Source organism: Sinomicrobium oceani, assembly GCF_900119185.1.
GTDB classification, from domain to species: domain Bacteria; phylum Bacteroidota; class Bacteroidia; order Flavobacteriales; family Flavobacteriaceae; genus Sinomicrobium; species Sinomicrobium oceani.
On record NZ_FPJE01000016.1, the window covers coordinates 69,105 to 88,902 of the forward strand.

14 protein-coding genes are annotated in these 19,798 nt (G+C 44.8%); 3 read left to right on the plus strand and 11 right to left on the minus strand.

From position 1 onward, the window contains the following. Window positions 1–12 precede the first annotated feature (12 nt). The 4 genes from BT112_RS14730 to BT112_RS14745 all read right to left on the minus strand — a co-directional run bounded on the left by BT112_RS14730 (window position 13) and on the right by BT112_RS14745 (window position 6,257). The gene (locus BT112_RS14730) at window positions 13–2,142 is read right to left on the minus strand and encodes a Tex family protein (protein ID WP_072318153.1); all 2,130 of its coding nucleotides are present in this window, start codon (window positions 2,140–2,142) and stop codon (window positions 13–15) included. An 84-nt stretch (window positions 2,143–2,226) separates the two neighbouring features. After that, window positions 2,227–3,330, minus strand: a complete 1,104-nt coding sequence (locus tag BT112_RS14735; RefSeq protein ID WP_245777048.1) for a DUF4837 family protein — start codon at window positions 3,328–3,330, stop codon at window positions 2,227–2,229. 26 nt (window positions 3,331–3,356) lie between these two features. After that, window positions 3,357–4,910, minus strand: coding sequence for a LysM peptidoglycan-binding domain-containing protein (locus tag BT112_RS14740; protein ID WP_072318154.1), 1,554 nt, complete (start codon window positions 4,908–4,910; stop codon window positions 3,357–3,359). Window positions 4,911–5,066: 156 nt separating this feature from the next. Continuing rightward, a complete protein-coding gene (locus BT112_RS14745) occupies window positions 5,067–6,257 on the minus strand; it encodes a phosphoglycerate kinase (protein ID WP_072318155.1) in 1,191 nt (396 codons plus the stop codon). A 202-nt stretch (window positions 6,258–6,459) separates the two neighbouring features. Here BT112_RS14745 and BT112_RS14750 point away from each other — a divergent pair, with 202 nt between their 5' ends. Both BT112_RS14750 and BT112_RS14755 read left to right on the plus strand, forming a co-directional pair. After that, a complete protein-coding gene (locus BT112_RS14750) occupies window positions 6,460–7,605 on the plus strand; it encodes a DNA polymerase III subunit (protein WP_072318190.1) in 1,146 nt (381 codons plus the stop codon). Between the two features lie 21 nt (window positions 7,606–7,626). Then, the gene (locus BT112_RS14755) at window positions 7,627–8,022 is read left to right on the plus strand and encodes a DoxX family protein (protein WP_072318156.1); all 396 of its coding nucleotides are present in this window, start codon (window positions 7,627–7,629) and stop codon (window positions 8,020–8,022) included. Between the two features lie 12 nt (window positions 8,023–8,034). Here BT112_RS14755 and BT112_RS14760 read toward each other — a convergent pair whose 3' ends face one another. The 7 genes from BT112_RS14760 to BT112_RS14790 form a co-directional block, all read right to left on the minus strand. Continuing rightward, window positions 8,035–9,951 (minus strand): S9 family peptidase, encoded by a 1,917-nt coding sequence (locus BT112_RS14760; protein WP_072318157.1) that lies wholly within the window; start codon window positions 9,949–9,951, stop codon window positions 8,035–8,037. 378 nt (window positions 9,952–10,329) lie between these two features. After that, the gene (locus tag BT112_RS14765) at window positions 10,330–10,845 is read right to left on the minus strand and encodes an OmpH/Skp family outer membrane protein (RefSeq protein WP_072318158.1); all 516 of its coding nucleotides are present in this window, start codon (window positions 10,843–10,845) and stop codon (window positions 10,330–10,332) included. A 271-nt stretch (window positions 10,846–11,116) separates the two neighbouring features. Continuing rightward, entirely contained in the window at window positions 11,117–11,983 is an 867-nt protein-coding gene (locus BT112_RS14770; protein ID WP_072318159.1) for a class I SAM-dependent methyltransferase, read from the minus strand. Further along, on the minus strand, window positions 11,983–12,321 hold the full coding sequence (locus tag BT112_RS14775) for a hypothetical protein (protein ID WP_139276230.1): 339 nt from the start codon (window positions 12,319–12,321) through the stop codon (window positions 11,983–11,985). The genes BT112_RS14770 and BT112_RS14775 overlap by 1 nt, the downstream gene beginning before the upstream one ends. A gap of 113 nt (window positions 12,322–12,434) precedes the next feature. Then, the gene (gene mnmG / locus BT112_RS14780; RefSeq protein WP_072318161.1) at window positions 12,435–14,306 is read right to left on the minus strand and encodes a tRNA uridine-5-carboxymethylaminomethyl(34) synthesis enzyme MnmG; all 1,872 of its coding nucleotides are present in this window, start codon (window positions 14,304–14,306) and stop codon (window positions 12,435–12,437) included. A gap of 96 nt (window positions 14,307–14,402) precedes the next feature. Beyond that, window positions 14,403–14,822 carry an rRNA maturation RNase YbeY gene (gene ybeY / locus BT112_RS14785; protein ID WP_072318162.1) on the minus strand — a complete coding sequence of 140 codons (420 nt, stop codon included), beginning with the start codon at window positions 14,820–14,822 and terminating at the stop codon, window positions 14,403–14,405. Next, window positions 14,815–18,135, minus strand: a complete 3,321-nt coding sequence (locus BT112_RS14790) for a DUF4175 family protein (protein WP_072318163.1) — start codon at window positions 18,133–18,135, stop codon at window positions 14,815–14,817. The genes ybeY and BT112_RS14790 overlap by 8 nt, the downstream gene beginning before the upstream one ends. Window positions 18,136–18,283: 148 nt before the next feature. On the opposite strand from BT112_RS14790, the gene gltX reads away from it, so the two are divergent. Then, the gene (gltX, locus tag BT112_RS14795; RefSeq protein WP_072318164.1) at window positions 18,284–19,798 is read left to right on the plus strand and encodes a glutamate--tRNA ligase; all 1,515 of its coding nucleotides are present in this window, start codon (window positions 18,284–18,286) and stop codon (window positions 19,796–19,798) included.

The window sequence follows — 19,798 nt, forward strand, 5'->3', positions numbered from 1 at the left end:
TGAATTTCTTTGTTAATCCGTCATGGAAAGTTGTATTCGCTTTCTCTCCAGATCTACGTCGATCACTTTAACGGTGACATGCTGATGTAGTTTTACCACGGCGTTTACATCGCTTACAAATTCATTGCTGAGATTGGATATATGCACCAATCCGCTCTGTTTTATTCCGATATCCACAAAACATCCGAAGTTGGTAATGTTATTGATTATTCCCGGTACAGTCATTCCCGGTTTAACATCTTCTATGGTTTTCAGCGCTTTACTGAATTCGAATACGGCTGCTTTTTTTCTCGGATCAAGCCCGGGTTTTTCAAGCTCTTTCAGAATATCGGTCAACGTGGGCAATCCTATAGTTCCCGTACAGTATTTCTCGGGACGGATCTTTGCTATATTGTCTTTATGGCCTATGAGATCGGAAACACGGAGATTGAGATCGGCTGCCATTTTTTCTACAACGGCATAACTTTCGGGATGGATTGCCGAGTTGTCGAGCGGGTCGTCGCTTTGCAATACCCGGAGGAATGCCGCACTTTGTTCAAAGGCTTTGTTGCCGAGTCTGGGCACGTCGAGCAGCTCTTTACGGGAACGGATCTCCCCCTTTTTACTGCGATATTCCACGATTTTTCCGGCCAGTGCAGGCCCTATTCCGGAAACATAGCTCAACAGGCTGGGACTTGCCGTGTTGACATTGACTCCTACGCTGTTCACACAGCTCATCACTACGGCATCGAGTTCGGTTTTGAGCAGGCCCCGATCCACATCGTGCTGATATTGCCCTACCCCTATCGATTTCGGGTCGATCTTTACCAGTTCTGCCAGGGGATCGGCAAGTCGTCTTCCTATAGAAACAGCTCCCCTTACCGTAACATCATAGTTCGGAAACTCCTGTCTTGCAATCGTGGAGGCGGAATACACCGAAGCTCCGCTTTCGTTAACTACAAAAACCTGCAGATCCCTGTCGAACGCGATGCGTTTCACCAGGGTCTCGGTTTCACGGGAAGCCGTACCATTGCCAATGGCAATAGCATCAATACGGTACGCATTGACCAGGGAACGGATCTTTTTGATGCCTTGTGCGCTCTCGCGCTGTGGCGGATGGGGATAGATATTTTCGTTGTGTAGCAGATCTCCGCGCTCATCGAGGCAAACAATTTTACAACCGCTTTTATACCCGGGATCTATAGCGAGAATCCGCTTTGCTCCCAGTGGAGGGGCGAGCAAAAGCTGACGTAGATTTTCGGAAAATACCCGAATGGAATTCTTATCTGCTTTTTCCCGGGCTTCTTTCAGGCTTTCATTGGCCACTGCGGGGTACAAAAGCCGCTCGTAAGACTCTTTTACCGCTTTTCTGATATAGACTGCCGAAGCGCCATGCCCGTTTCTCAAAACGGCTCTTTCCACACTATCCAGCGCGGTGTCTTTATCGATACTTATCTTTACCCGGATCACTTCCTCTTTCTCGGCCCTGAGCATGGCCAGCAGCCGGTGCGACGGACAACGGTACAAAGGTTCGTTCCAGTCGAAATACTGCCGGTATTTCTGAGCCTGTTCTTCTTTTTCTTTTCCTTTGATCACGGCTGCGGAAATTTCGGCATTCCGCTGAAACATCTTTCGCAGTATATGCCTGACCTTACTGTTTTCGCTGATCCATTCGGCTATAATATCTACAGCGCCCTGTAAGGCGTCCTCCACGGTTTCCGTCTTATCGCTCAGAAAACGCTTTGCAATCGTTTCGGGATCGGTGTTCACGGATGGTGCCATCAGTATTTTAGCCAGGGGTTCCAGTCCTTTTTCCCGGGCAACTCCGGCCCTGGTATTACGCTTGCGTTTAAAGGGCAGATAAAGGTCTTCGAGTTCGGTCAGGGTTGTTGCCCTTTCTATGTTCTGCTTCAGTTCGGGGGTAAGGGCCTCCTGCTCTTCTATGGATTTTAATACCGATTCCTTGCGTTTACGGAGTTCTTCAAAAGCCGTTTTAAGTTTTTGGATATCGGAAATCTGTACCTCATCGAGATTTCCCGTCATTTCCTTACGATAGCGAGCTATAAAAGGAACGGTACTGTCTTCATCGAGCAGCTTCAGTGTGTTTGTAATACTCTTTTCGGGGAGGTTGGTAAGGCCGGAAACATAGCTTAAAATATTCACTCTCAGATGTGGGTTTTATGTAAAAAGCTCATGGCGGCATACGCCGCCATAATTATGATTTATACTGTGATTTTACCGTTGGGTTCAGGGTTTTTGGTCCGGGGTTTTCTCGGAAATAAATTTTACACTCTTTAAGATGGCCTCGAGTTCGAACATATAATCGCGCTTATCTTCCGAAGGCGCGAAAGTCAATCCCTCCAGCACCAGCAGCCGGTCATTTTCTTCATCGCGTATGAGATAGCATACAAACGGTCCGGCCATGGCAAAATTTTTCATCTCCCACATCCCTTTCACTTCTATGGTAGGTTTTCCGGCAAGGGTAATGTCAAAAATATAGGGGGCATAAGCTTGCTGGGTAACCATATACATCCCTTCCTCTCTTCCGGGGACGTATTTTTGACCTATAGAATCGTTCATTTTTATAAAAGCATCAACCCGGGTAGAATCGTCCGGAATACTGTTGATGGGGAGTTCATAAACAAAAATATGCATAGAGCCTTTCGGGATAACCCGCTCTATCCAGATAAAGTTGTCTTCCTGCTTTGATGTCTTGTACACATAAGGCATCGTGAGCGAAATACCGAATTTTTTCTGCAGGTATGTTTCTTTGTTCAGGGAACTGCGGAACCGTTTCTGGTTTTCGACAATGTCGTTGTCTTTGAATTCCTTGATATACTGTGCTGAGGTTTTACCGATCATATCGATAAGCGTCCCGTTGTCTGGAGCTTCGATAACCCCTACTTTCTGAGGGTGGGCATAAGCATCGGTTTTTATCCCGGAATTGGTCGTACTGTCCTTCCGGACAAAAAGAATATTTCTGCTTTTTGTTGTAGATCCTTTAAACACCTGTAGCGGTATCTGGTGCAGGGTAAAAACGGGTTCGTCCCATGGAAGACCGTCTACGGGGGCCGCGTAATACTCCCGGATCTCATCACCTACTTCTCCGTTCCACATGTCATTATCGATAACGACAGCGAGCGAATTTATCGCTCCGACGGAATCGGGGAGATAGCGTTTCTGATCTTTCTTCTCTTCTTTACAGGAGGTAAAAGCCAAAAGGACACCGGCTATCAGGGTTAATAGCGCCCTATTGCGCTGTTTTGCTGAACTTTGTCTTCTTTCCCGGCTTTGCCGGTTCTTTTTAAACATCCTGTCTGCCCGGTGAAAAGCAGGTACATCTTGTGTCATTTTGCTTTAGATTTTAGTGGTTCTTGCTAACAGTTACAAAGCTTCAGCTTCATTCCCGGTTTTAAATCATTCCCACTAATATCGTTCCAATCTCGAATATTCTTAACAGAAATTCCATGAAATTTTTTAGAGATCGTCCAGAGCGAGTCTCCTTTTTTCACGGTATACACATTATTTTTGGTAGAGGCAGGCGTTTTGGATGAAGCTTTGGCCACGGCTGTCAGCCCGGATTTCTTCGGGTAAATAGTCAGGCGTTGACCTATTCTCAGGTTATTGTTTCTCAATCCGTTCCACTTTTTCACATCACTCACCCGTACCCCGTAACGGTTTGCTATTCTACCGAGATAATCCCCGCTTTTTACACGATAGGTAATCCTGCTGTTTTTCTCGAAAAGCTGTGGCAGTGGTTTTTCTTTTTTAGCTTCTTCCGATTCGATATGGGCGTAAATAGCTCCTTCATTGGCAACGAATTTACCGAGGGCACTGCTCGGCAACCGGAGCGGATGAACTTCTTCCTGGATAAAGGGGATGATATCCAGCTTGTAAGCCGGGTTGAGAAACTGCAGCTGATCGACATCTACGTTGACAAGTTCGGAGATCTGATCGAAGCTTACCGATCGCTTCAGGTGTACCGTATCGGTTTCGAAATAAGCGACTTCGGGTCTTTGTACATGGAGTCCGTGTTCTGAGGCGTACTCGAAAATATACATCATAGCCAGAAAAGAAGGTACATATCCTGCGGTTTCTCTCGGCAGGAAAGGTCTGAGGTTCCAGTAGTTCTGATAACCCCCGGAGCGGCGTATCGCCTTGGAAACATTTCCGGGCCCCGAATTATACGCTGCGAGTGCCAGGTCCCAGTCGCCGAATATCTGGTAGAGTTTGGCAAGGTATTTACAGGCCGCCTTTGTAGATTTTACAGGGTCACTTCTTTCATCGACATAAGAATTTACCTCCAGACCGTACAGTTTTCCGGTCGCATACATAAACTGCCAGATCCCGGTAGCTCCTACCCAGGATTTTGCTCTCGGGTTCAGGGCAGACTCGATAACAGCAAGGTATTTCATTTCGAGCGGAATATCACTGTTATCCAGTTCCTGTTCGAACATCGGGAAGTAATACTGGCTTTTCAGCATGGTCCTTTCCAGGAAACCTCTCTTGTTTTTGAGGAAATTCTTGATTACACTTTCCAGCTCCGGATTGTATTCTACGTTAAAAGGTGTCTTCTGATTTAGTGCGGCCAAACGCGATTTTAACACATCGGTGGGCAGTTCTTTGTATTCGACATTCTGATAATCCAGTTCGGTAACGGTTTCGACAATGGTGTCGAACAAGCTGTTATCGTAGAGTTCTTTAAGCCATAGACTATCTATTTTTGCAGCGAGTGAATGGTCGAGAAGACGAAACTTCCCATCTACTTTCTCGATAGTGATTTTAGATTCCAGCGAATCTGCTTTTTCAATGGACAATTCTGTACTTTCCGAAGATGTTTCTTGCTGATTTTCATCAATTTCTGCAACTTCCTGTGCATAACTCCACGTTGCAATCGTGGCGAAAAATAGGGTAGCGAAATAACGTTTCATTTGGTCTGGACTCTTTTTTGTATTCATGGAAATCCCGTAAAAATCGTATTTTTTATTTACATAGGACTTTTAAAAGGTGTTAAAATAAAAAATCCCCGTTCGCGGATATCCGGAACAGGGATCTATTCTGTATAAAAAACAGAGTAATTACCTACATTATTCCAGTATAGCGGCTATACCCGGTAATGTTTTTCCTTCGAGGCTTTCGAGCATGGCTCCTCCTCCGGTAGAAACATAACTCACCTTGTCTTCGAAGCCGAACTGTTTTACTGCCGCTACCGAGTCTCCTCCCCCTACGAGAGAGAATGCTCCTCTTTTGGTCGCTTCCTCAATAGCATATCCTATGGATTTGGTACCGTTCTGGAAGCTCTCCATTTCAAAAACGCCTACGGGTCCGTTCCAGAGGATGGTTTTGGACTTCAGGATAACTTCCCTGAAATTTTCCAGCGTAGCCGGACCTGCGTCCAGCCCCTGCCATCCGTCGGGGATATGGTCTACGGCGACTTCCTTTGTATTGGCATCATTGCTGAAATCATCGGCAGCAATAACATCGACCGGCAAGTGGACCTCCACCCCTTTCTCCCTGGCTTTTTTGAGGATCTCCATGGCGAGCTCCTGCTTGTCGTCCTCGCAGATAGAATCTCCGATCTTTCCTCCCTGTGCCTTGACAAAGGTATAGGTCATTCCTCCACCGATGATCAGGTGATCGATCTTATCGAGTATATTTTCGATAATGGTAATTTTTGAGGACACCTTAGACCCTCCGAGAATAGCGGTTACCGGCTTTTCTCCTGTTTTCATCACCTTGTCTATACTCTCTATTTCCTTGGCCAGCAGATACCCGAAGCACTTGCGGTCTTCGAAAAACTTTGCTACGATGGTCGTAGAGGCATGTGCCCTGTGCGCGGTACCAAAAGCATCGTTTACATAGATATCGCCCAATCTGGACAGTTGTTCGGCAAAAGCCTCGTCTCCTTTTTCTTCCTCGGCATGAAACCTCAGGTTTTCCAGCAACAGTATCTCCCCGCTTTTGAGGTTAGCTACGGCTTCTTCGGCCTTTTTGCCTACACAGTCTTCTACAAAATTTACTTTGACACTGAGTATATCGGATATTGCATTTACGATATGCTTTAAAGACATGGACTCCTGAGGCTGACCTTTCGGACGGCCGAGGTGGCTCATGAGCACCGCACTTCCCCCGTCTTCCAGGATTTTTATCACCGTAGGCTTCGCAGCCTCTATACGGGTCGTATCGGTGACGTTAAATTCCGCATCCAGAGGTACGTTAAAATCCACACGGATCAATGCTTTTTTTCCTTTAAAGTCAAAATCATCTATTGTCTTCATAACAGTATGTGTTTACGTATTTTGTAAAGATTCTCCGCAGGCCGGAACTCTAAAAAACCCGGTGCGAAAGCACAAATGTAAATAAATATTGGCTTGCAAAAATAGCGGTTTTATTAGAATAATGTTAAATCGGGACACACCGATCGAAGACCGGGGACGAAGCCGGGTATTTTTATTTCCCCAAACCCTTTATATTTGCCATATGCTATTCAAAGATATCCTGGGACAGGAACATATAAAGAAACATCTGACCGTCAGTGCGGAACAGGACAGAATACCTCATGCGCAATTGTTCGTCGGTGCCGAAGGCAGTGGCGTACTGGCCATGGCTATTGCTTATGCGCAGTATATTCTCTGTAAAAATACCGGCGGAGAAAACGATACGGGTGTGCAGGCGTGCAATCTCAAATTCGCAAACCTGGGCCACCCGGACCTGCACTTTGCCTTTCCGGTAGCTGCAAACAGCAAAATAAAATCACGCCCGGTAAGCAATAACTTCCTGGAAGAATGGCGGCAGTTCGTAAAGGAACGCCCTTACGGGACATTGTTCGAATGGTACCAGATGCTGGGTATTGAGAACAAGCAGGGCCAGATTGGTGTGGATGAAGCCCAGGAAATTGTAAAATCGCTCTCGCTGAAACCTTATGAAGGAGGATACAAGGTGATGATTATATGGATGGCGGAAAAGCTCAATACCTCAGCAGCGAACAAGCTTCTTAAGCTTATCGAGGAGCCTCCGAACAAGACTTTGTTTATTCTGATAGCCAAAGAAGAGGAACAGATTATACAGACCATTTTATCGCGGTGCCAGATCCTGCATTTCCCGCCACTGGCAGAAATTGCCATCCGGGAAAAACTCGTGGAACAACATCTCTCCGAAACGGAGGCGGTAAAAATCGCACACCAGGCCAACGGAGATTATAACCGTGCAATGGTACTGGCAGATGCGGACAATAACGACCTGACTTTCGAGACCTGGTTCGTACAATGGGTTCGTTCAGCATTCCGGGCCAAAGGCAATAAGGCCGCTATACACGACCTGATTGCCTGGGGTGAGCAAATCGCTGCGACGGGAAGAGAAACGCAGAAACTGTTTCTGAATTACTGCCTGGATGTTTTCCGGCAGGCTCTTTTGCTCAATTACAATGCCGGATCGCTGGTGTTTATGGAATTTCGCGTTGAAAATTTCAAACTGGAAAAATTTGCTCCTTTTGTAAGCGGAAATAATATCAACGAAATCACCCGCGAACTTCAGGATGCCATTTATCATATAGAACGTAACGGGAATTCCAAGATCATACTCACCGATCTTTCGATAAAACTTACCCGGTTGCTGCACAAATACTGATCGGACCTATAAACGACAACCATGCAAAATATTCTCGAAAACAGTGCCGGGATCCTGCTCCTTCTGCTACTTATTATAACTTTTGTACAAAGCAGCCTGGAAAAAATAACGGACTGGAAAGGGAACATTTCATGGCTCCGGGAGCACTTTTCCGGCACGTTTATGCAGCATATCATTCCTTTTTCGGTGGCCCTGATCCTGGCACTGGAAATCATTGCGGGGGTACTTTGTATATGGGGGGTTTTTGATATTGCCCTATACAACGACAGGGCCTGCGCCTTTTACGGCGCAGTACTCTGTAGTTTCACCTTGTTATTGTTGCTTTTCGGGCAGCGTATAGCCAGGGACTACGACGGGGCCCGGGGTATTGTTATATACCTGATCCCCTCGGTATTTGCGGTTTATCTCCTTCAATAAACCTGTTTTTTTTCAGGTTTCCGTGTTTTCTCCTTTAAGATACTTATCCAGGAATTCGCGGATTTTCCCGTATCCCTTGATCTCATTTTCTTTTTTGACAAAACCATGTCCTTCATCCGGAAAAACCACGTACACTACCGGGACCCCATTCTGCTTCATGGCTTCTACGATTTCATCCGATTCTACCTGCAAAACCCGCGGATCATTGGATCCCTGCAACACCATGACCGGATTTTTGATCTGTTCGGCGTGAAACAATGGTGAGATGGCTTTTAACCGAACCGAGTCGGCCGTATTCGGGTCGCCCAGTTCTTCGTACAGCGCGGTGCGGAACGATTCCCAATATGGCGGAATGGAACGCAGGGTGCGCAGCCAGTTGGTTACCCCGAAGATATTTACCCCCACTTTAAAGGCATCAGGCTCGAAAGTCATTGCAGCCATCGTCATATAACCTCCGTAACTCCCGCCTATGATCCCGATCTTGTCTGCATCTATATAGGGTTGCTTTTCCAGCCATTTTTTCCCCCAGATACAATCTTTAAGATCCTTGTCTCCGTGATTTTTATCATCCATTTTATAAAATGTCTTCCCATAACCACTGCTTCCCCTGTTATTTACGGCAAGAATAGCGTAACCGCTGTTTACCAGGTATTGTATGAGCGAGGAATAGCCGGTTCTGGACTGTCCCCCCGGGCCGCCGTGTACCCAGACCAGTGCGGGAACCTTATGGCTGGCCGTAGCGGAAAGTGGTTTGTAATAAATAGCAGGGATTTCCAGTCCGTCAAAAGATTTGAACCGGACAACTTCAGCAGAAACCAGGTCATTTCCGTCAATTTCAGGGTTCAGGGTTTCCGTAAGTTTTTTAAGTTCTCCCGATTTGAAATCGTAGACATAGATATTGTTCGGCGCTTTTGAGGTGCCTACGGTGAGGCGCATTTTTTCTTCACTTTCGGAAATGCTCACCGCGATAATATCGCCATCGGGGATCTCAGGAAAATCGACTTTTTCCCCGGTGGCATCATCCAGAATAACAAGACTGTTTTTACCGTCTTCATTGATCGCTATAACCCGGTATTTCCCGTTTTCACTGGTATAGCTGTACATCACATCCCAATCGGTTTTATACAGGATATGCTTCTTCCCTGTGGTTAGCTCATATTTTACCAGGTAGGCAAATTCGGCGTCGGCGTCGGTACTGTAAAAAAAGTATTTCCCGTCTTTACTAAACCCCGAACCCGAATAGCTTCCCGGCTTATCAGGATCGGAGACCTCCTCGGTTTTTCCGGTATTCCTGTTATAGAGAAAAAGGCGGTTTTCACTGGTTGTCACCGATTTGGTCAAGGCCAGTATATGCTCATCATCGGACATCCCCGAAAAGCTGTAACCCTCCTTGTTTTCATAAAGCATATTCTGCTTCCTCCCCGCCATGTCCATCTTATAGACATCAAAATAGCGGGGATCGCGTTTATTGGACAGGAAATACATGGATTTTTTATCTGTACTCCATCCGACAAAGCTGGATTTTGCCTGCGCTCCGGGTGTCAGATCGGTACTTTTACCTTCGTTATCGAGAAGGTAAATATGGCTGATCTCGTTTCCGCCCTTATCTGCGGAATACAGCATCTCCCCTGTTCCGGGCACATAATCTATGGCGTAAAAAGACTCTTTATCCGAATGGGTTACCTGCTTTGAAGTGCCATCACTGATCGTAATCTCGTAAAGATTAAATATCCCGGACTCATCACCGCTCACCAGGAGCTTCGATTCGTCACCGGAAAAAGCTCCCCCGTTGATCCGACTGTTCCCGTAAAACTGTGTTATACTATATGTTTTGACCTTATGCGATGCTGTATCGTTGTCCTTTTTCTTCTGCTCCGAATTGCAGGAAACAAGCAGCAGCGCTGCTCCTAAAAAATACGGTATTTTCATTGCTTTAAAGTTTTATTGGTTTGTGTAAGTATCTGACGATTAAATATCTAAGAAAGTTACAATTTTTCCGGATTCGTATGATATATTTTAATTTAAATTATTACAAAAACTTATTTAATTACCTGATTATTAGCATATTAAACAGAATAAACTTAATGCCATTTTATATGGTGTTGCAAGAAAAAGGTTTATTAGGAGTAAAAAAAGGGGCCAAGCACACACAACGGCCTTATGAGATACTTTACATTATGATGTTCCATGTGGAACATCTGTTTTTATCTTGCCGGGATTACGGGTAAGGGGCTGTTTCAGAAAACGGATATGCATAAAAAAACCCGGGTATTAACCGGGTTGGAATAGTATGTTGTTAACAACAGTTTACTTTTTATCGGAATACTTGTCGTTGAGTTCTTTGAGAACTTCTTTGGTAATATCCCTGGAATCTTCTCCGTACAATACGCTTCCGGCCTCATTGGCGCCCAGAATATAAGTATACCCTTTATCTTTTCCGTATTCTTTGATAAATGCTCTTACTTTCTTAACCAGGGAGTCTATCTGTTCCTGGCTCTCCTGCTGCAATTCCATTTCTTCCTGCTGTACCTGTTGCTGGATCTGTCCACGCTTCTGCATCAACTGCTCGTATTTTTCCTGTGCTTTGTTTTGGGACATTTTGGAAGCTTCGGCCTGAAAAGCCTGTGCTTCGGCTTGTAAAGCCCTGGAAAGACTATCGGTTTTTTTCTCGAAAGTTTCCAGTTTACCTTTGAATTTGGATTCTATATCTTTCTTTTCCTGGTAATCGTTTATAAGCGTCGTATTATCTACAAAAGCGATTTTATCCTGCTGGCAGGAAAATAATCCAAACAGAGCCACTCCGGCTATGATAATTTTTTTCATCGGTTTTAAATTTGTTTACACGCAAAAATAGAAAAGTTTTCAAAGTAGCCTCTTCCCTGTAGTTTAATTTTTTAACATTTCGTCCCCATTACGCCATTTACCTGATTTTTTCATGAAAACCAGACTTATAATAATTTTCTATGAAGCAAATAATATATAATAAGGAACATCTATACAAAACAGGTTTCATATTTTGCTCCTAAGAGCACATCTCATTTTACCTGCTCAAATCCCTACAGCCTTTTACTAAAACCTCTTAAAAGCCCTTATTTCATGAATTTTGATGTTTTATTACATAAATTATAGAAGAATACTCTCCGGAGTGCGCTGCTTTACGATTAGAGCGCCATCCGCTCCAAAAGGCTTTTAAAAAATTCATTTTTCCGGTTTTATATTTTTCAGAAAGTAAACTCACATAAAAGGCATCGAATTTCATTGGTATCCTGCGAACCACTTTCATTTCGTTATCGGCAAATAGGGCTTTGATAGCATCCGCAGAAAAATGCCATAAGTGGCGGGGCACGTCATAGGCCGCCCAGAATTTTCCGTAATGAGTTGCATCGTACGACCTGAAATTGGGTACGGCAATAAAAAGTGTTCCGTTTGGACGGAGCAATGCTTTGAGTTGTCCGATTTGTATCTGCAGCTCGGGCACATGTTCGAGCACGTGCCACATGGTAATTACATCAAATCCGGATTCGTATGTTTCCATAAACTGCGGATCTGTTTTTTCATGCAATGTAATTCCTTTTTCTTCGGAGCGTCTTCTTGCTGCATCACTGGGTTCTATACCTTCTACTTCCCATCCGTTATTTTTTGCTACATTCAAAAAATCTCCGGTACCGGCGCCGATATCCAGCAGTTTCCCGTGTCCCTGATTTCCGGAAACGATATATTTCAATTTTTGCCGGAGCGCATAATGCTTAACCATATGATACATCTTTTCGAAAAGACTTCGCCGGGAATCGGTATGGGAGATATAATCTTCGCTCTGGTAATAGTCGGGTAATTTTTTGACATCGGGTGCCGGATCGGTACAGAGCATTTTATATTTTTCATGCCACACCAATGAAAACGTTTCACCGCTAACGGTATGGTCTTTACATTTCAAATAAAGGGAGGTTTTCTTTTTATCCATCAGAGGGATCTTAAATATGCGTTTCGCAGGTTTTGCAAGTAAAGCAGTACCTGATTGTAATACATAGAATCTACGGCCAGGCCATCGTCATCATCCGGAGCCGAAACCCGTATGGCAATATAATGATAACTATCGGAATCATCCGGATCACGCTCACTCTTATCGAAAGCATCGGTCAGTGCAATGTAATTATCGGATAATATAGAATTGTTGACCCGAATATCAAAAGTATGATCATTGAGGACAGTCTCATAGCGTTCACCATATCCGTAGGGAATGAGTTTATATTCTTTTTCGAGAAAATTTTCGAATTGTGTCTTGCGCTTCGGATTCTCCAAAATAAAAATATGTTCTTCGATTTTGATCCGTTTATTAAAAAAACCAACCCCAATAAACAAAGGAGCTGGCAAGGATGTTTCACGTGGAACCCTATGTTTTTCATGTGTCTTTTTTATCTTCCCATATAGACCAGCATTACACTGATATCACTTGGAGAGACTCCACTTATACGAGATGCCTGGGAAAGTGTAGCAGGTCGGATACTTTTTAGTTTTTCCCGGGCTTCAAAAGAAAGCGACTTTAATTTGTCGTAATCAAAATTAGCCGGAATAGTAATATCTTCGAGACGATTCAGTTTATCTGCATTGTTTTTTTCCTTCTCGATATAGCCGGAGTATTTCACCTGGATTTCGGTTTGCTCCATGACATCCTTATCAAGATTATTTTCTGCTACATAATTACGCACCTCCCCTATTTTCATCATATCCTCCATCGTAATATTGGGTCGGGAAAAGACCTTATACATTTTATCGGACTGTTTCATCAGGGAAGATTTTTTGTCTTCCAGCACCGGATTCATCTCGGAAGGATCTACACTGGTTTCTTTAAAGAAATGGATAAAGGCATCCGAACTTTCTTTTTTCTTCTCCATGCTACGCAGACGCTCTTCCGAAGCCAAGCCTATGGCATGCGATTTTGGGGTGAGTCTGAAATCGGCATTATCCTGTCTCAACAGCGTACGATATTCTGCCCTTGAGGTAAACATCCGATACGGCTCTTCGGTACCTTTGGTAATAAGATCATCGATAAGTACCCCGATATACGCTTCACTTCTTTTGAGAATAAAAGGTTCTTTATCGTGTACTTTGAGATGTGCATTAATCCCGGCCATGAGTCCTTGCGAGGCCGCTTCTTCATAACCGGTAGTTCCGTTGATCTGCCCGGCAAAATACAGGTTCTCCACCAGCTTCGTCTCGAGGGTATGACGGAGTTGTGTAGGTGGAAAATAATCGTATTCTATAGCATATCCCGGACGGAAAAACTTCACTTTTTCGAACCCCACTACCGATCTTAAAGCTTTAAATTGCACGTCCTCCGGAAGCGATGTAGAGAATCCGTTGACGTAAACCTCTACGGTATCCCACCCTTCGGGTTCTACAAAAATCTGGTGCCTGTCTTTATCAGCAAAACGATTGATCTTATCTTCTATCGAAGGGCAATATCTCGGTCCGATACTTTTAATTCTTCCGTTAAACATCGGGGAGCGATCGAACCCTTCGCGGAGCAGATCATGCACTTCGTTACTGGTATAGGTCATATAACAGGACCGCTGTTTTTCCAGCGGCCGTGTGGTATGGGAATACGAAAATTTGTCCGGAATATCATCTCCCGGCTGTTCCTGCATTCTGGAATAATCCAGTGATCGTCCGTCTACCCTCGGAGGGGTTCCGGTTTTCATGCGCCCGGCTTCAAAACCCAGACCGATAAGATCTTCGGTGATACCTGTTGCAGCCCGCTCCCCTGCCCGGCCACCACCAAACTGTTTTTCGCCGATATGAATAAGGCCATTGAGAAATGTCCCGTTGGTCAGCACCACAGCTTTGGCTTTTACTTCGATACCAAGGGAAGTCTTCACCCCCGTTATTTTTCCGTTTTCCACCAATAATCCGGAGACCATCTCCTGGTAAAAATCAAGGTTTGGTGTCTGTTCGAGCATAAGCCTCCACTCCTCAGCAAAACGCATTCGGTCCGACTGTGCCCTCGGGCTCCACATTGCAGGACCTTTGGACTTGTTAAGCATCTTAAACTGAATGGCTGTCTTGTCGGTTACCATTCCACTATATCCTCCTATAGCATCGATCTCCCGGACAATCTGTCCTTTGGCTATCCCACCCATGGCCGGATTACAGGACATCTGTGCTATGTTTTGGAGATTCATGGTTATGAGCAGTGTTTTAGATCCCATATTGGCTGCCGCTGCCGCCGCTTCCGAACCGGCATGGCCCGCCCCTACCACAATTACATCATACGTGCTATCAAACATGCCTTGTTTTTTATTACTGTTATTGCTTATTCTTTTCATTATATAGAAACACTTTGTTCCACGTGGAACAATAGCGTCTTTATATCTCGCTTCTTTCTATTGTTCCACGTGGAACATCTTCATTTTTTCTTCTTCCTTAGCCCTCATCAGCTTCTCCTCTTCCGGAGATTTATCCTTATAACCGCAATAATGCAATACCCCATGTACCATTACGCGTCTTAATTCATCTGCGAAATTCACATTGAAATCCTCCGCATTCTCCCTTACTCTTTCTACCGATATATATATATCGCCATGTATCATGGTCCCTTCCGTATAATCGAAGCTTATAATATCGGTCAGTGTATCATGATCCAGATATTTACGGTTAAGGGTTAACAGGTTTTCATCATCGCAGAATATATAACTGATCTCTCCGGGCTGTTTCTCTTCAGAGATTATAACCTGCTCTAACCAATCGGCATACTTGCATTCGTCCTCCAGGGCAAATTCCAGTTCGTAATGAAAGTTAATCATCCTTCTTAAAATACGCTTTTACTTTCTCTTTATAAATTTGCCGCAAAGGTAATACTTGTCTGTTTAATATTTCCATCCCCTGTAAATATTCGTCAAGTCCGGGAATGCTTCCCTCCTGCCCCGGGGCATATTCTTTGGTGTTGGTTCGACTCTCCCTTCTCTCCTCGGTTCCCTGTTCCCTGATGCCTTCTTTTAACTTCAACAGTTCGTATTGCAATTTTTGCATGCGCTTCATCGTCTCACGGTTCATCCCCTTTTTCAACAATTCGTCTTCAACGCGTTCCATCTCACGGAGCATTTTATCCTTTCCGTTTCCGGAACCTCCCTGCTTTTCCAATTGCTTTCGCAACGCTTCGCGAAGCATCTGTTGCTCCTTATAGATTTCAAAAAGCGCTTCGGAATCTCCGTCTTCTCCCTGGCCGTTCCCTTCCCTTTTCTCCCCTTCCTCACCTTCTTGAGGTGACCCTTTTCCATCCATCGCATTCTTCATTTTTTCGTTCAATTCCTCCTGTCCCTGGATAATGTCAGGTAACTGCATCTCGTTATCTCCGGACCCCTGTCCCATACCCATATTCTGTTGCAGATTATCCAGAATCTTACTGAGCAGGGCAGCGAGGTTATTGGCAGCTGTAAAGGTGTAATGCTGACTCGATGCTCCGCGGTAAATTTCATTATCGGACAACTGTTCTATACTTTTATCGAGATAAAAATGCGCTTCCGTAACTTCCTTATTCACCTGCTCCGAAAGTTCGGGCCTTCGCAAAGAAAGCGCAAAAATACTATCATCGATATGCATAAACATCTCTTTCAGGTTGTGTTGTCTGCGTAAACTTTGCGAAAGTGCAGGATGATCCGGCCTCATATCTTCTACCACCTTCATCAGTGACTCCTGCTCAAAGGAGAAAGAAACGAGGTTTTTCAGGATTTGCCTTAATACTTCAGCATCCTCCATATCATTATCCGATGCACCTCCCTGCATATTCGATTTCATCGTCTCCCCCATCTGCCTCATTTTTTGTGCCGCCCCTTTCTGCTTCTTTTTGGCTTCCTCCTGCTTATCTTCTTTGATGTCCTCCAATGCTTTCTGTTGATCGTCCGAAACCGCTTCTTCCTTCTTCTCATCTCTTCCGATATCCATAGGTTTTTTTAATGCCTTATTATCCTTATCCAATTCTTCCATCTCCTTCCTGTGCTCATCGAATTTTTTATTCAATTCCTCCTGTGCTCCCGTTTTATCCTCCTGTCCTTTTTCAGCGGACTGCTCCTCTTCTTTCTCATCTTCCGCAGCTTTGTCCTGTTCCTTCGCCAGCCTTTCCAATTCCTGTCGCAAACGTTCTGCGTTCTGGCTTACGTAATACCGTTTGGTCAGCTCTAATACCTGCTCCAGGTTTTTCCTGCTGTTCTGTTTGGATTTTGATAACTTCTCCAAACGCCTCGCCATATCTTCCTGGTTGATCTTATCCGCAACTTCCTTTAATTCCTCAAGCAACTTCTCATTCTTTTGCAATTCTTCACGCTGTCTTTCCAACCGTTCTTCAAGCAGCTTTCTGGCCTGCTCATCTTCCGCAGAAGGGGCTTCATCGAGACGTTCTTCCAATTCTTTTGTGAACCGTTGCATAATCTTTTCCTGTTGCAGCTGGCGTTCCAGAAAGTTGTCTATCTTTTGCCGTTCACTAAAAGACTTCCGCTCTTTTTCCATATTGAGCGTATTAATCTCTTTCAGCTCTTGCCTCTGATCCTTCATCTCCTCCATAGACCGTTCCATCGAACGGATTGCATTTTTCTGCTGCTCCATGTTTTCCTTCTCCAACTCCTGTACCGTACGTACGCGGTAACTAAACAAGCCGGACTTTACCGCTTTCCCTCCATGTAACGCATCATTGTCCCGAACCTCGAAATATATCATATAATTGATCCCCTCCTTCAGGTCGAGATCGGCCGGAAAAACGCTCACAAACCTATGCACATTAGACGCTGTATTCATAGGGATTTTACTGGTTTGCACAGCCTCTTCTTCCCCTTCCGGATAATAGTTTATGGAAAGTCCGGATAAGCCGTAATCGTCCGACACCTGCCCGGCAAAATACTGCCCGGAGGTCTTTAACGAATCCCGGATCTGCTTTACTTCAATCTCCGGATATTCGTCTTTGATAACGGATATACCAAAACCGAGCGACTCATAATCCGGTAGGGCTTTATTTCCCGTTGTAATCTCGTAATCCGTATCGTGGAACATACGCATGGAGCCATCGAAAGTTATGCCTTCCGCATCTCTGGATAGTTCCCGGAAATGCATAACGGAATCCTGTGATACCCATCTCACCCCGGCAGTGTTCTTCGTGTTCAATCTCCAGGTGATTTCGGTACCCTCGGGGACTCTCGCATTTCCTGTTCCGGTTAAGGTATCCGGACTCCGGTGTAAATATCCGGGATATCGAAGGTACATCTCAAAAGCTGTCATAACCGGGGTAGCTACGATCTCCAGGGTATAAGGCCTGGATCGTACTCCATTGGCCGAAAGATAAAAGACGGTATTCTCCTCCGGTCTCCTGAATTCATAACGAAAGCTTCCGGGAGCATCCTTCCGCATAAAGTAATTCTCATTCTTAAAGTGTATTTCAACATCTTCCGGAACCACGTCACCGGAAGTTTTTACTTCGATTTCAAAAGGCTTTCCCTCTATGCCACGCAGTTGGTTATTGATGACAAAAAAACGGAAAGGAGCTGGTGGTTCATACGCTTCCCTGTAATGCACTACTCTTTTATAACTATCTGAAAACCAATTAATATTACCACTAACCCATACGATAACGATCAGCACTACGGGGATCAGGGCATACTTTACATACCTGAGGTTTCCCCGGAAATCGACTGCAATATGGAAGGGAAAGGGCTGAAGTTCGGCAGATTTTTGCGCTATACCTGCCAGCAGCAGTTCATTATTATTCCCCGGGAGTTTACTTTCGTCAGAAAGTTGCAATACGTTGAGCAGCTTATCCCCTACTTCCGGGAAGTATCGTCCTATGATACCTGAAGCTTCTTTATCATCTATCCCCTTACGTATACGCAACAGCTGCAATATGGGAATGGCGATAAATTTGTAGAGCAGGAACAGCTCTACCCCTACGAACAACCAGAACAATACGGTTCGCCCGAAAGTTCCTAACCACAAAAAATGTTCCACGAGTAACGTAGCTATCAGGTAAAGTAACCCCGTTGCAGTAAACAGCAACAGCCCTTTAATAAGTTCGTTTATATAGTATTTCCTGATAAAGGCCTGAAGTTTATATCTTATGTTTTCTAATCCCTGCATACTACATTCCGGTGTTTTGCCCGGCGAAAATCCTTCGCCTGACCATCATTTCGTTATAACCTATAAAATTACAATTTTTTCTATAGTACCAACTGTAATTTGCGGCTTCTGGAGAAACCCTTAAATTTGCGATTCAAACCTGTAAGAAATGACAAAAAAAGTTCGCGTACGTTTTGCGCCCAGCCCTACAGGGCCCTTACATATAGGTGGTGTCCGCACTGCTTTGTTCAATTATCTCTTTGCCAAAAAACACGGCGGAGATTTTATATTGCGTATAGAAGATACGGATCAGAACCGTTATGTGGAAGGCGCGGAAAGCTACATTACGGAAGCTTTGCAGTGGTGTGGTATTCCTTTTGACGAAGGTATAGGAAAAGACAAAGGTTTCGGCCCCTACCGCCAAAGCGAACGCAAACACTTGTATAAAGATTATGCCGATCAGCTCATTGCCAACGGTATGGCATATTACGCCTTTGATACGGCGGAGGAACTCGATACGTACCGAAGTGAACACGAGAGTGAGGGAAAGACCTTTATTTACAACTGGCATAACCGGAGTAAACTGAATAACTCTTTGGCTCTATCCGAAGAGGAAACGAAGAAAAAACTGGATGCAGGCGAAGATTTTGTCATTCGTTTCAGATCTCCCGAAAACGAAATGCTTCATCTCCAGGATCTCATCCGTGGTGAAATCACTATTGATACCAACATCCTCGACGACAAAGTGCTTTTTAAAAGTGATGGTATGCCCACCTATCACCTGGCCAATATCGTCGACGATCATCTTATGGAGATCACTCATGTGATAAGGGGTGAAGAATGGTTACCATCGCTTGCCCTTCACGTATTGCTTTATCGTGCCTTCTCCTGGGAAGCTCCCCGGTTTGCACATCTTCCGCTGATCCTGAAACCTACAGGAAAAGGAAAACTCAGCAAAAGGGATGGGGACAAACTCGGTTTTCCGGTATTTCCCCTGCAATGGCAGGATCCTTCCACCGGAGATATCTCCCGCGGATACCGTGAAGACGGATATTTTCCGGAAGCCGTACTGAATTTTCTGGCCATGCTGGGATGGAACCCGGGTACGGAACAGGAAATTTTCAGTAAGGACGAACTGGTACAGGCTTTCGAACTGGAACGGGTACATAAATCCGGTGCGCGCTTCGATCCGGAAAAGATCAAATGGTTCAACCATCATTACCTACAGGAAAAAAATGACGAAGAACTGGCTGCCGCTTTTTCGGAAATACTCATCGAAAAACAGATCCGTACTTCCCTGCCCCTTTCCAGAATAGTCTCACTGGTTAAGGAAAGAGCTACTTTCGTGAGTGACCTCTGGGAACAGACTTCTTTCTTCTTTGAAGCACCGAAAGCTTATGATGCAAAAGCTTCGAAAAAACAGTGGAAAGCAGATACTTCCGGGCTTATGCAACAGCTCCTCGGTATATTGGAAGGTCTTGACGACTTTTCTTCCGCAAAGGCAGAAGCAAATGTAAAGAGCTGGATTGCCGACAACAATTACGGCTTCGGGCAAATTATGCCTCCGTTACGGCTTGCCCTCGTCGGAGAAATGAAAGGTCCGCATATTTTTGATATTACCGAAATCCTCGGTAAGGAGGAAACCCTCAACCGTATCCGAAAAGCTATAGATCGCCTGGCATAA

Excerpts from the sequence above, each read along its gene's own strand:
- BT112_RS14760 (WP_072318157.1), bottom strand. The coding sequence starts at position 9,951 with ATGAAAATACCGTATTTTTTAGGAGCAGCGCTGCTGCTTGTTTCCTGC.
- gltX (WP_072318164.1), top strand. The coding sequence starts at position 18,284 with ATGACAAAAAAAGTTCGCGTACGTTTTGCGCCCAGCCCTACAGGGCCC.
- BT112_RS14740 (WP_072318154.1), bottom strand. The coding sequence starts at position 4,910 with ATGAAACGTTATTTCGCTACCCTATTTTTCGCCACGATTGCAACGTGG.
- BT112_RS14765 (WP_072318158.1), bottom strand. The coding sequence starts at position 10,845 with ATGAAAAAAATTATCATAGCCGGAGTGGCTCTGTTTGGATTATTTTCC.
- BT112_RS14790 (WP_072318163.1), bottom strand. The coding sequence starts at position 18,135 with ATGCAGGGATTAGAAAACATAAGATATAAACTTCAGGCCTTTATCAGG.
- ybeY (WP_072318162.1), bottom strand. The coding sequence starts at position 14,822 with ATGATTAACTTTCATTACGAACTGGAATTTGCCCTGGAGGACGAATGC.
- BT112_RS14750 (WP_072318190.1), top strand. The coding sequence starts at position 6,460 with ATGCTATTCAAAGATATCCTGGGACAGGAACATATAAAGAAACATCTG.
- mnmG (WP_072318161.1), bottom strand. The coding sequence starts at position 14,306 with ATGTTTGATAGCACGTATGATGTAATTGTGGTAGGGGCGGGCCATGCC.
- BT112_RS14745 (WP_072318155.1), bottom strand. The coding sequence starts at position 6,257 with ATGAAGACAATAGATGATTTTGACTTTAAAGGAAAAAAAGCATTGATC.
- BT112_RS14755 (WP_072318156.1), top strand. The coding sequence starts at position 7,627 with ATGCAAAATATTCTCGAAAACAGTGCCGGGATCCTGCTCCTTCTGCTA.
- BT112_RS14770 (WP_072318159.1), bottom strand. The coding sequence starts at position 11,983 with ATGGATAAAAAGAAAACCTCCCTTTATTTGAAATGTAAAGACCATACC.
- BT112_RS14735 (WP_245777048.1), bottom strand. The coding sequence starts at position 3,330 with ATGACACAAGATGTACCTGCTTTTCACCGGGCAGACAGGATGTTTAAA.